This is a genomic window from Kribbella sp. (assembly GCF_035655035.1).
In the GTDB taxonomy this organism is placed as follows: Bacteria; Actinomycetota; Actinomycetes; order Propionibacteriales; family Kribbellaceae; genus Kribbella.
Window position 1 is genome coordinate 1 of sequence record NZ_DASRVN010000036.1, and the last position, 12386, is coordinate 12386.

General features: G+C 70.1%; 13 protein-coding genes. 7 read left to right on the forward strand and 6 right to left on the reverse strand.

Annotated elements, in window-relative coordinates; all coding sequences use genetic code 11:
- The coding region (locus VFF46_RS02535) for a DsbA family oxidoreductase (RefSeq protein WP_325035348.1) at positions 1 to 369 on the reverse strand (369 nt) is incomplete at its 3' end.
- 85 nt (positions 370 to 454) lie between these two features.
- On the opposite strand from VFF46_RS02535, the gene VFF46_RS02540 reads away from it, so the two are divergent.
- From VFF46_RS02540 to VFF46_RS02550, 3 genes are all read left to right on the forward strand, one after another.
- Positions 455 to 1294 (forward strand): aminoglycoside phosphotransferase family protein, encoded by an 840-nt coding sequence (locus VFF46_RS02540; protein WP_325035349.1) that lies wholly within the window; start codon positions 455 to 457, stop codon positions 1292 to 1294.
- A 114-nt stretch (positions 1295 to 1408) separates the two neighbouring features.
- Positions 1409 to 2071: a DUF4097 family beta strand repeat-containing protein gene (locus VFF46_RS02545; protein ID WP_325035350.1), complete on the forward strand. Its 663-nt coding sequence runs from the start codon at positions 1409 to 1411 to the stop codon at positions 2069 to 2071.
- Between the two features lie 27 nt (positions 2072 to 2098).
- Positions 2099 to 3322, forward strand: a complete 1224-nt coding sequence (locus tag VFF46_RS02550) for a serine hydrolase domain-containing protein (RefSeq protein ID WP_325035351.1) — start codon at positions 2099 to 2101, stop codon at positions 3320 to 3322.
- A gap of 108 nt (positions 3323 to 3430) precedes the next feature.
- On the opposite strand, the gene VFF46_RS02555 is transcribed toward VFF46_RS02550, so the two are convergent.
- From VFF46_RS02555 to VFF46_RS02565, 3 genes are all read right to left on the reverse strand, one after another.
- Positions 3431 to 4147, reverse strand: a complete 717-nt coding sequence (locus tag VFF46_RS02555) for an alpha/beta hydrolase (protein WP_325035352.1) — start codon at positions 4145 to 4147, stop codon at positions 3431 to 3433.
- A gap of 115 nt (positions 4148 to 4262) precedes the next feature.
- Positions 4263 to 4535, reverse strand: coding sequence for a helix-turn-helix transcriptional regulator (locus VFF46_RS02560; RefSeq protein ID WP_325035353.1), 273 nt, complete (start codon positions 4533 to 4535; stop codon positions 4263 to 4265).
- A gap of 89 nt (positions 4536 to 4624) precedes the next feature.
- Positions 4625 to 5848: an ArgE/DapE family deacylase gene (locus VFF46_RS02565; protein WP_325035354.1), complete on the reverse strand. Its 1224-nt coding sequence runs from the start codon at positions 5846 to 5848 to the stop codon at positions 4625 to 4627.
- Between the two features lie 123 nt (positions 5849 to 5971).
- On the opposite strand from VFF46_RS02565, the gene VFF46_RS02570 reads away from it, so the two are divergent.
- From VFF46_RS02570 to VFF46_RS02585, 4 genes are all read left to right on the forward strand, one after another.
- Complete coding sequence (locus tag VFF46_RS02570; protein WP_325035355.1) at positions 5972 to 6439, forward strand: hypothetical protein; 468 nt, start codon at positions 5972 to 5974, stop codon at positions 6437 to 6439.
- A 117-nt stretch (positions 6440 to 6556) separates the two neighbouring features.
- Positions 6557 to 7657, forward strand: coding sequence for a hypothetical protein (locus VFF46_RS02575; protein ID WP_325035356.1), 1101 nt, complete (start codon positions 6557 to 6559; stop codon positions 7655 to 7657).
- Between the two features lie 2 nt (positions 7658 to 7659).
- On the forward strand, positions 7660 to 8745 hold the full coding sequence (locus VFF46_RS02580; protein WP_325035357.1) for a hypothetical protein: 1086 nt from the start codon (positions 7660 to 7662) through the stop codon (positions 8743 to 8745).
- Positions 8745 to 10181 (forward strand): hypothetical protein, encoded by a 1437-nt coding sequence (locus VFF46_RS02585; RefSeq protein ID WP_325035358.1) that lies wholly within the window; start codon positions 8745 to 8747, stop codon positions 10179 to 10181. The genes VFF46_RS02580 and VFF46_RS02585 overlap by 1 nt, the downstream gene beginning before the upstream one ends.
- Here VFF46_RS02585 and VFF46_RS02590 read toward each other — a convergent pair.
- Together VFF46_RS02590 and aspS are read right to left on the reverse strand one after the other, a co-directional pair.
- Positions 10178 to 11026, reverse strand: coding sequence for an aminoglycoside phosphotransferase family protein (locus tag VFF46_RS02590; RefSeq protein WP_325035359.1), 849 nt, complete (start codon positions 11024 to 11026; stop codon positions 10178 to 10180). The genes VFF46_RS02585 and VFF46_RS02590 overlap by 4 nt on opposite strands.
- A complete protein-coding gene (gene aspS, locus VFF46_RS02595; protein WP_325035360.1) occupies positions 11026 to 12309 on the reverse strand; it encodes an aspartate--tRNA(Asn) ligase in 1284 nt (427 codons plus the stop codon). Before aspS ends, VFF46_RS02590 begins: the two co-directional genes overlap by 1 nt.
- Positions 12310 to 12386 lie beyond the last annotated feature (77 nt).

Here is a 12386-nt window from a genome sequence, read left to right on the forward strand (position 1 = left end):
GAGGCGGCCCTGCGTGTCTGCGGGCACCTCACCGGACTCAGCGAGCTCACGAGCGAGGTGGAGCAGACGGTGGGCGTCTACGGTGTTGACGGCCTTCGCCTGGTCCAGGTGGTACTCCAGGCCGACCTCAGCGGCGACCTCGGTGACCTGGGCGTTCGCCTGCAGGCCCCAGTCGCGGCCGCGGCCGTACTTCTCGCCCAGGCGAGTCGCAAGGTCCCGCGGGTCGTCGTTCGTCGACGACGGGTCCAGCTGGAAGCTGTGCCACACCACTGTCGCCTCGTCACCACTGTCCGCCAGAGCCTGCTCGAGCCGGCGCTTGCCGATGTAGCACCAAGGGCAGACAACGTCGGACCACACATCAATGCGCATAACAGTCGGCAACTGACCGGTCCGTGGACCTATTCCCAACCAGGTACCTGTGTGACGCGTCTGACGCTCCATGGACGAGGAACTCGTGCGGACCCTGTTGAAAGAGCACCACCCGGACCTGGCCGACCTGGAGCTCAAGGAAGTCGACGGCGGCTGGGGCAACCAGATGTGGCGTCTCGGCGAGGACCTGGCCCTGAGAATCCAGCGCCACGACAGCACGTCAGGCCCGCTCGAGAACGAACACCGTTGGCTCCCGGAGATCGCGGCCCGGGTCCCACTGCCCGTCCCGACCCCGCTGCGGCTCGGTAAGCCGTCGGACAGCTTCCCCAAGACCTGGCTGGTCACCACGTGGGTCCACGGCGAGCCTGCCGACCGTACGCCGATCAGCTCCGACCAGGCCGCGGACACACTGGCCGCGTTCCTGCAGGCGCTGCACACAGAGGCGCCTGCTGATGCTCCGCGTACCCCGGGCCGCGGTGACGGCCTGCGCGGCCACACCGAGGGCTTCGAGAAGTGGGCGGACGAGTTCGCCGTCGAGGACGCCGTACGGGACGTCTGGGCGGACGGGGTCGCGGCACCGGAGTACACGGGTACGCCGGTGTGGCTGCACAGCGACCTGCACCCCGCCAACGTGGTCGTTGCCGACGGCACGCTCGCGGGTGTGGTCGACTTCGGTGACCTGTCCCACGGCGACCCGGCCACGGACCTGTCCGCCGCCTGGCTGCTCCTCCCGGACGGCACGGTGGACCGCTTCTTCGACGCCTACCCCGTCGACGACGCCACCCGCCGCCGCGCCCGCGCCTGGGCCGCCGCCCGCGCGCTCTCCCTGATCGCCATCGGCACCGCAGGCATCAAGAACCTCCCCGGCGGCAAACCAACCTGGCTCCCGGCCGGCCACGCGGCCATGCGCCGAATCCTCGCCTGACCGTCGCTGATCCGGTGACAGCCGCCGTGTCAGTACGGCGGCGGTCCGGTGTCAGGGGGCGCTTCCAGAGTGGTGGCAACAACAAAGTTCGCCACCACTCAGGAAGGCAACACCATGACCACGTTCAACACCTCCGCGCCGATCTCCGCAGTACTGAACATCCCCGCCGGCCGCGTCCAGTTCGTCGCCGCCGAGCGCACCGACACCGTCGTCCAGGTGCGGCCCGTCGACCCGTCGAAGGGGCGGGACGTGAAGGCGGCCGAGGCGGCTCAGGTCGAGTACGCGGACGGCGTACTGCGGATCTTCGTCGTCACCAAGAACCAGTACTTCGGCCCGTCCGGGTCCGTCGCGGTGCAGGTCGAACTGCCCGCCGGGTCCCAGGTCGAGGTCAAGGCGGCCAGCGCCGAACTGCGCAGCACCGGGACGCTCGGCGACGTGGCCGTCGAGAGCTCGCACGGCACGATCGACCTCGCCGACGTCGCGAGCGCCCGGATCACCACCGTCGCCGGCGACGTCGCGATCGGGCACCTGAACGGCCCGGCCGAGGTACGCACCAGCAAGGGCGACATCCGGATCGCCGAGGCCGTCCGGGGCGTGCTCGAGCTGCGCACCGACGTCGGCGAGATCGAGGTCGGCGCCGCTGCCGGCGTCTCGGCCGCGCTGGACGCCGGGACCACCACCGGCCGGATCAACAACTCGCTGAAGAACTCCGAGGCCGCCCAGCTCACCATCCGGGCGACCACCACCGTCGGCGACATCGTCGCCCACAGCCTCTGACACTTCCAACAGACGGGAGCACCACCTATGTCAACGAACGGAATCTCCGCGGCAGGTCAGCGCCGGCTGCGCGAGGTCCTGGCCGGGTACGTCGACTCCGGGAAGATCCCCGGGGTCGTCGCCCTGGTCGGCCGTGGCGATGCCGAGCCGTACGTCGAGACCCTCGGGACCATGCGCCACGACGGCGGCCCGCCGATGCGGCGGGACACGATCTTCCGGATGGCGTCGACGTCCAAGCCGGTCTCGGTCGCCGCGGCGATGGTGCTGCTCGACGAGTGCAAGCTGCGGCTCGACGACCTGGTCGAGACCTGGCTGCCGGAGCTCGCCGGCCGCACGGTACTGCGGACCATCGACTCGGAGCTGGACGACACCGTGCCGGCCAAGCGGCCGATCACGGTCCGGGACGTGCTGACCTCGACGTTCGGGCTCGGGATGGACATGACCTCGCTCGGTACGCCGATCATGAACGAGGTCTTCGCGCAGGGCCTCACGCCGAACCTGCCCGAGCCGATGCCCGAGCAGGACGAGTGGATGCGCCGCCTCGGGACGCTGCCGCTGATGCACCAGCCCGGTGAGATGTGGCAGTACCAGATCAGCAGCGACCTACTCGGCGTACTGGTCTCCAGGGTCTCCGGCCAGTCGTACGGCGACTTCCTGCGGGAGCGGGTGTTCGGACCGCTCGGCATGAAGGACACCGGGTTCTCCGTACCGGCCGAGGACCTGCACCGGCTGCCACCGCTGTACGTGCCGGATCCGGCGACCGGGGAGTTCCACGTGTGGGACGAGGTCGAGGGCGGCCGCCACAGCACGCCGCCGGCGTTCCAGGGCGGAGGCGGCGGGCTGAACTCGACCGCCGACGACTACTACGCGTACTTTCGGATGCTGCTCAACCAGGGGCTGCACCAGGGCGAGCGGATCCTGTCCCGGCCGGCCGTGGAGCTGATGACGACCAACCGGCTCACGCCGGAGCAGCTGGCCTGGCGGACGGCGATGGCCCGGGACAACGTGCACATCTCGTTCGGCCAGGGCCAGCACGGCGGCTGGGGCTTCGGGATGGCGGTGCGCACGTACCGCGGCGACTACGCGCCGGTCGGGCAGTTCGGCTGGGACGGCGGCTCCGGTACGTCGACGTACGCCGACCCGGCCAACCAGGTCGTCGGCATCCTGCTCACCCAGGTCGGTGCCTCCACGGCAACACCGATGCAGCTGATGCAGGACTTCTGGACCACCATCTACCAGTCCCTCGACTGAACCCAGGGGCCGTTTCAGTGGTTAACCGCTGAAACGGCCCCTTCGCAGGCCGCACCCGGCGCGGGAAGGGGCCAGATCCGTGGTGAACCACTCAAACGGGTCGGTGGGTCAGGCCTCGACGGCGCGGGCGATGAAGTCGGCGACCGCCTTGGGCTGCGACACCGCTACGGCGTGGGAGCCGTCGACCTCGATCGTGGTGGCGTTCGCGCGGGCCGCCATCCGGCGCTGGCCGTCCGGGTGGATCGCCTCGTCGTGGGTGGCGACCAGGTCGTAGACCGGGAGGCGCTTCCAGCTCGCCGTACCGGACTTCTCGTCGAAGGCAGCGGCCGCGATCGGGCGCTGGGTCCGGCCGAGCAGCTCGGCGTCCTCGACGTCAGCCGCGAACAGGGCCTGGAACTTGTCCCGGTCGATGCTCAGCCAGGTCTCCTCGCCGCCGTCGCCGGTCGGGAGGTTGTGCGGGACCAGGCCGGAGGCGAAGTCGTTGGCCGGGAAGCTGCCGAGCAGGTCCTGCAGGCTCTCGCCCTCCTCCGGTACGAACGCCGCGACGTACACCAGTGCCGACACGTTGTCGGCCTGCTCGGCGGCCGCGGTGATCACGGCGCCGCCGTACGAGTGCCCCACCAGGACGACCGGGCCGTCGATCTCGCGGACCTGTGCCGCCACCCGGCTGCCGTCGAGCGCGGGTCCACGCAGCTCGTTGGCGACCGCGATCGCCGGAATCCCACGGTTGCCCAGCTCGGCGATCACACCGGACCAGCTGCCATTCTCCGCAAACGCACCATGCACCAGGACGACGGTTGTGCCCCTGGAGCTCTTCTCAGTCATCTCGCGTTTCCCTTCTCGGTTGCTTACCAGAAGGAAACCGCCAACGCCCGCTCCGGCGGATCGCGCGAACACATGAACCCGATCCCGACGCCCACCCACGCAGTGCACCCAAATCTCAGGCGTTCGGGGGAGGAGCGAACCTCTCCAGCACCAACCGGGTCAGCTGGACCCGCGAATTCACCCCGAGCTTGCCGAACACGGCCCGCAGATGCGTCCCGACCGTACTGGCCGACACGACCAGCTCCTCCGCCGCCGACCGGTTCGTGTGACCGTCCGCCACCAGCAGCGCGACCCGTCGCTCCATCGGCGTCAGCGACTCCCACCCTTCCTGCGCCCGCGGCGGTACGGCGGCCCAGCGACGCCGACGTACTCCGGCAGCTTGTAGCACCGACTGGATCCGCCCGGACGGGGCTGTGGCGCCAAGAGCTTGCCCAGCTCCTCAGACCGTCCCCGCAGCGGCACCATGGTGGATTTGTATCAACCGCAGCGCCGGACAGCCAGCAGGGCGTACACCCGGGCAGCGTGCAGTACGTCGGCCAGTACGACGTGCTCGTCCGCGGCATGCGCGTACCGGACGTCTCCCGGGCCGTACTGCACCGTCGGGATGCCGGCCGCGGCGTACTGCCGCAGATCCGACCCGTACGGCGCTCCGCGTACCGCGGGAGCCTCCCCGCGTACGTCGGCCACCGCCTGGACCGTGTCAGCCAGCAGCGGGTCCCCGTCAGGCAGCATGCCTGACGCGAACTCGCCACCCGGCCAGCTCACCCGCACCGGGTGCTCCCGCAACCACTCGTCCTTGGCGCACGCCTCCGCCACGGCCGTCTCGAAGGCGGCTCGTGCTTCCGCAACACCTTCACCCAGCCGTACGCCGTACCTGCCCTCCGCCACCAGCCGATCCGGAACCGTGCTCGCCCAGTCGCCGGCGGTGATCGTGCCGACCGAGAGCGGGTTGGCGAGATCGAGGTGCGCGAGCAACGGATGCGGGTCCCGGTTGCGTTCGCGTTCGAGCTCCTGCAGCGCGGTCTGGATCACGGTGAACTTCTCGATCGCGTTCACCCCGCGGCTGCGCGTCGAGCCGTGCGTCGCCTGCCCCGGCACCTCCAGCCGGAACGTCAACGAGCCCGCGTTCGCCGGGATGACCGTGCCCGCGGTCGGCTCTGCGATCAGGCACGCCGCGCCGTGATGCCCGCGCCGCAGGGTCGCGAACGTACCGGCGCCACCGTCCTCCTCGCCGATCACCGTGTGCACCGCGAGCGGCTTCCGCAACTGGATGCCAGCGGCAACGATCGCGGCCACCGCGCCGAGGATCGCCGCGGCACCGCCTTTCATGTCACAGGTCCCGCGGCCCCACATCACGCCGTCCTCGACGCGCGCGTCGAACGCCGTACCCGGCACCACGTCCACGTGCCCGTTGAGAACCAGCGCCGGCGTCGCCGTACCGCCGAGAACGCCGACGCATCCCCACGCCTCCGGACGCTCGACCTCCATCCCGGGGAACTGCGGATCGTCGACCGGTAGGTCGAGCCGCCAGTGATCCACGGTCATCCCCAGCGCCCGCAGCCGCGCCGCACACCACTCCTGGACATCCACCTCGGCCGCGGTCCCGTCCACACTCGGGATCCGGACCAGCTCCTGGAGATCGTCGACGATCCGGTTGTCGTCGATCGCCGCCAGAACGGCCCGCTCAGTCTCGGAATTCACAGCACCTGGATATCACCGATCGGCTGACAGAGAACTGACCGATCGACCGACAGACGGCGCGTCCCGTGGCTGACAACCTTCCGGAAGACGGCCCACTCGGGGTCGGGGGGAAGGGAATCCGCCATGCACCGCAAGAAGAAGATCATCATCGCGGCCGCCGCGACGCTCGTCATCGGCGCCGGCTCCGCCTTCGCCTACTGGAGCACCACCGGCTCAGGTTCCGGCTCCGGCGCCACCGCGGCCGGCGCGAGCAGCCTGGCGATCGCGCAGACCAGCACGATCGCGGACCTGCACCCGGGCGACAGCGCCCAGACGATCAGCGGCACGGTCACGAACAACGCCACCAACAGCGCGTACGTGAACTCGATCACGGTGAGCATCGCCAGCGTCACGCAGGCCCAGAACGCCACCGGTACCTGCGACGCCACGGACTACACGCTGACCAGCCCGTCGATGACGGTCGCCACCGACGTCGCCGCGGGCGGTTCGGCGAACTTCACCGGCGCGACGATCAAGTTCAACGACAAGGCAACAACCAACCAGGACGGCTGCAAGGGCGCGACGGTCAACCTGGCCTACAGCAGCAACTGATCGGTCGGCGCGGTTTCCCAGGCCCGGGCGGGGCGTTACCTCGACCCGGCGCCCCGTCCGGGCCGGGACCGCGGCAGTTTTCTTGGGGCAGTTTCTTGGGGGAGTGAGATGCGAGGCATGCCAACGGCTCGGCGCCGCGTGGTCAGGTTCCTGATCGCCGGTCTCTGCCTGCTGCTCGCCGTCGCCGGCCTGGCGTACGCGACCCAGCCCGCGAAGCCCGGCATCACGCTGGGCGGCACGCCGGCCAGCCAGTCGGTGACCCGCGGCCAGCCGGCGATCTACACGATCAGCGTCACGTCCACCGGCGGGTACGCCGGTGCGGTCACGTTCAGCGCCACCGGCGTACCGGCCGGGGCCTCGGCATCCTTCAGCCCGTCGTCGGTGACCGTCACCTCGGGCAGCACGAGGACCACAACGCTGACCGTGCAGACCACGTCCACCACGCCGACGGGCTCGGCTGCGATCACCGTCCAGGGCACCGGCGCGAAGGTCAGCGGCACTGTCCAGGCAGGGCTGGTCGTGAACGCCCCGTTGTCCGGATCGCTCACGATGACCGTGACACCGGCCTCGATCACGCTGGCAGCCGGCAGCGCAGCGGTCTTCACCGTGCAGCTGACCCGGACGAACCTCACAGGACCTGTCACGCTCGGCATCCTCGGCGGCCTGCCTTCAGGCGCCAAGGCCACCTTCACACCGAACCCGGTCACCGGGATCTCCTCGGCCTTGCAGATCACCACGTCGGCAACCGTTCCCGAGGGCAGCTATCAGCTCATGCTGATCGCCACGGGCAACAACCGGTTCGCCTACGCGACTGTCTCGCTCGTCGTGCAGAGCAACGGCAAGGCGTTCACCATCAGCGGCAACCTGACCGGTCTGCTCGCACCCGGCGTGACTCGCCCGCTTGACCTCACGCTCACGAACCCGAACAAGAAGTCCCTCTCGGTCACGAACCTGACGGTCGCCCTGGGCCAGATCACCCGGACCTCGTACGCCGTCGCCCACAACCTCCCGTGCGGACCCGCGGACTACCGGATCACGCAGTACGGCGGCACCTATCCGCTGACCGTCCCGGCTACGACGAGCGCCGCGCTCTCCAGCCTGCACGTGCCGCAAACGTCCTGGCCGCAGGTGACGATGCTCGACACCGCGACCAACCAGGACGGCTGCAAGGGCGCCACCATCACCCTCGCGTACTCCGGCGCGGGACAGGGGAGCTGACCATGATCGCTCGACGCCTGCTTCTGATGCTAGGAGTCGTCACGCTCACAACGACCGTCGCCGCGCTGGCCTGGGGTTTCTGGAGCGCAGCCGGAGCAGGTACCGGCAGTGCTCCCACCGGTACTCTCAACGCGCCGCTGAACGTCACGGCGACAGCCACGCCGGGCAGCGGCACGGTGGCTCTCAGCTGGACCGCGTCTGCACAGGCAACCGGGTACTACGTTGTCCGGAGCAGTGGCAGTACGACGGCTGCTGCCTGCGGTACGTCGGCGGCGCAGCCCGCAACCGGCACGTCCTGCAACGATCTGGCGGTTGCCGACGGCTCGTACCAGTACACGGTGACCGCGGTCGTCGGCAGTTGGACGGCGACCAGCGCACCGAGTGCGTCCGTCACGGTCAACAACACCCGGCCGTCGGTCACCATCAACCAGGCCTCCGGGCAGGCCGATCCGACGGCCACCGTTCCGATCCACTTCACCGCGGTCTTCAGCGAACCCGTCGCCGACTTCACCAGCGCCGACGTGACGGTGTCGCCGGCCGGGGCTAGCGTCGACGTGACGGGCACGGGGACGACGTACACCGTCAGCGTCAGCGGCCTGACCACCAGCGGCACGGTGACCGTCTCGATCCCGGCGAACACGGTCCACGACGCGGCCGGCGCGGGCAACACGGCGTCGACCAGTACCGACAACTCGGTCACGTACGACGTGACCGCGCCGACCGCGGCCGCACCGGTCGCCACCGCGACCGTCAGGTCCGGGACCTTCGTCAACGGCGGACCGGTCACGCTGACCGATGCCGCCACCGACAGCCAGTCCGCCGTCGCGTCGGTGAGGTACTACTACTGCGCGGGAGCGACCGGCAGCTGTACGAGCGCGAACTGGACGCTGATCGGTTCCTCGAGTACGGCGACCGGAGGCTTCCCGGTCACGACGAACGCACCGTTCGCCGCGGACGGCGACTACCGCGTCGTCGCCGTCGCTACCGATGCCGCAGGCAACAACAGCGCGCCGAGCACCGCGACCCAGCTGTCCGTCGACACCACGCCACCCACCAGCTCGCGCCCGACCGTGAACGGACACCAGTGATGAGCATCCTCAGAGTTCCGCGTGCCTGCTTGGCGGTCCTGGTGGCCGCACTGGTAGTCGTCGGCGTCTTCGCGGGACCGGCGGCGTTCGCGGCCGGTAACGCGAACAGCGGCGACGGGACCATGACCGTCACGCCGGCCACGGTGGTCGCGGGGTCGACGGCTAACCGGCTCGTGTTCACGTTCACTGCGACGACCGGCAAGTTCACCACCGGCTCGCTGGTCACGCTCACCGTGCCTCAGGGCTGGTCCCAGCCGTCAACGAACAGCAGCGCGCCGGGCTACACGACGGTGAGCGGCTGCTCGGCGGGTACTCCGTCAATCGCCGGGGCCGGGCCTTGGACGATCACCGTGAGCCAGAGCTGCGACGCCGGAACAGCCTTGACGTTGACGTACGGCGCCAACAGCCAGGTGGTGGCGCCGACGACCGTACAGACGGCGACCTTCACCGCCGGATCCCGGATCAGCAACTCCGGCTCCGCAGTTCCGCTCACGGCCGGATCACCCCAGGTCACGGTGACCGCGGGTGCGGCGTCGAAGCTCGCCTTCACCACCCCGCCGCCCTCGACCGGTACGGCAGGCGTCGCGCTCGCGGACTTCCAGGTGTCCGTGCAGGACGCCTTCGGGAACACCGTCACGACCGCCACCGACCCGATCTCGCTCACGATCGGCAGCGGGCCGTCGGGCGGGACGTTCAGCTCCGCGCCCTCGACGTACACGAACGTCGCGGCATCCTCGGGGGTGGCGCGGTTCACCGGGGTCGCACTCGGTCTCGCGGGGACGTACACGTTGACCGCGGTTCGTACTGGGCTCGCGTCCGCGACCAGTCCGTCGATCGTGGTCAGCGCGGGGGCGGGCAGCAAGCTCGCGTTCGTGCAGGGGCCGAGCGACGGATTCGCGGGTACGGCGTTGTCGCCGGCGATCACCGTGCAGGTACTGGACCAGAGCGGGAACGCGGTCGCTACCGCGGGGATCGCCGTCACGCTGGCACCGTCCGCCGGCGTCATCAGCTCAGGCGCGTCCGCGACCACCGACTCCACCGGCAAGGCGACCTTCGGGAACGTGGTCATCAATACGACCGCATTGGGGCTGACCCTCACCGCGTCCGCAACGGGCCTGACGTCGACCGCTCCGTCGACGACCTTCAACGTCACCGTCGCGGTCAGCAGCGGGGCCGCGCTCACCAACACCCCGTCCGACGGCAGCGGATCCGGCGTGAAGTCGGTCGCGTACTACTACTGCACCGGCTACTCCGGCACCTGCACGAGCGCGAACTGGACGCCCATCGGCTCGTCGACCAGCGCCGCCACCAACTACCAGGTGACCTGGACGTCGACGCCCGCAGCCGGTGCCTACCGGGTTGTTGCCACCAGCACCGACAACGTGACCAACACGAGCCAGCCCACGACCTCGACGCCGGTCACCGTCACCAGCTAGCCCTCGAGCAGCTCCAGCACGCGCCGGGCGCCGTACTCGATCAGCTCCACGTCCAGTCCGCGGTCGTGGACGAACTCCGCGATGCTCACGTACGCCGCCGCGGCGCAGAACGCGACCGTCGCCCGGCCGCCGGCCCGCAGCGCCGCCTCGACGAACAACTCGTCCACCCCCGGCCGCGCGCCGTCCCGGGCCGCCGAGGTGGCCAGCGAGATCAGGTCGTACGCCCGCGAACCACACCCGGCCGCCTCGATGTCGACAATCCCGGTCACCTGTCGATTGTCGACAATCAGATTGCCCAGGTTCAGATCGCCGTGCACGAAGTCGTTCTCCGGCAGCACCGCATTCCGGTACGGCGCGCACAGTTCGCCGTACCGCCGGAGCAGCTCACCGCCGTACGGCCGGACCCGTTCCCACACGCCGTCCCAGCCGTCCAGGACGACGCCGCGCGCCCAGCCCGACCAGCTCACGCCGTCCTCGGGGAGGAGATCCCGCTGCAGGTCGCAGATCGCGATCAGCTCGCGGGCCAGCGACTCGTCCACGACCGAGTAGTCACGGACCGGCGTACCGGGCACGAAGGCCTGCATCTGGTACGGCGAACCGGCCGCGGTGGTGCCGACCGTCAGCCACTCCGGCGTCGGGTAGCCGGCCGCCCGGGCGCGGCGGACGAGCTCGGCCGCCCGCCGTACCCGGGGAGCCCAGCCGGCGTCGTCGGTCCACTTCAGGACGACGCCGCCGGTGAGCTCGTACGCGCCGGACTGGAAACCACCGGTCAGTTGCCGGACCAGCCGATAATCGGTGCCGAGGGCAACGTTCAGCTCGGCGACGACCGACGCGGTGGTGTCCATCAGGGGGTCAGCCGGTGCAGGTCGCGGGGGAACAGCGTGACCTCACGGACGTTCTCCGCCCTGGTCAGCCGGGCCACGAACCGCTCCAGCCCGATCGCGAACCCGCCGTGCGGCGGCATCCCGTGCCGGAACGCCTGCAGGTACGAGCTGTACGCCGGCGACTCCGCCGACTCGCCCCGCGCGGCGAGCGCCGCCACGTAGTCCGAGTACCGGTGCAGGCGCTGCCCGCCGGTGACCAGCTCGACGCCGCGGAACAGCAGGTCGAACGAGTTCGACCAGCGCGGGTCCGACGGCTGCGGATGCGTGTAGAACGGCCGCTTCACCATCGGGTAGCCCTCGACCGCGACGAACTCGCTGCCGTGCTCGCGCACCGCCCACTCGCCGACCGCCCGCTCGTCGGCCGGCGCCAGGTCCGGCTCGTCCGGGTCCGCGCCGGCGATCTTCAGGGCCTCGGTGAAGTGCACCACCGGTACGTCGACCGGGATCTCCGGCACCGTGACGCCGAGCCGCTCCAACGCGCCACCGGCCCGCTCACCGACCGCCGCGAGCATGCCGGCGATTGCCGAACGCAACATCACCAGCACGTCCCGGTGGTCGCTGATGAACCCGAACTCGGCGTCGAGCGACACGTACTCCGCGAGATGCCGGACCGTGTCGTGCGGCTCCGCCCGGAACACCGGCCCGACCTCGAAGACCCGCTCGAACACCCCGACCAGCTGCTGCTTGTAGAACTGCGGCGACTGCGCCAGGTACGCCGGGCCGCCGAAGTAGTCCAGCGCGAACACGTTCGCCCCGGACTCGGTGGCCGTACCAACGATCTTGGGCGTCTGGATCTCCGTGAAGCCCTGACCGCTCAGCGCCTCCCGGAACCCGGACAGCGCGGCCGCGGCGATCTCCCATCCGGCCCGCACCACCGGATGCCGCAGCGCGACGGGTGCGTTGTCCAGGACGACCGGCAGGCTCGCGCCGACCGTCGGGCGCCAGAGCTCGATCGGCGGCGTCGCGGCCGGTTCGGTCAGCGGCGTGATCACCGGGTCGACGATCTCCGCGCCACCGGGAGCCTGCGGGTTCGCGGCGACCGTACCGGTCACCTGGACCACGGTCTCCTCGGTGAGCTCGTCCAACCGCTCGGGCGCGCCCTTGACGACGATCTGGGCCAGGCCGGACCGGTCGCGCAGGATCAGGAAACTGACGGCGGCGAGCCGTCGTCTTCGATGTACCCAGCCGGCCACCGTGACGGACTGGCCCACTGCTGAGGGGATCTCATGGCTGAGAATGCGCATTGCTGTTTCACCTCCAGGTCATTTCTCGAACCCCGGAGGTGTGGGCGAAGGGGAATCTCGCGGTGCCACCACACCTT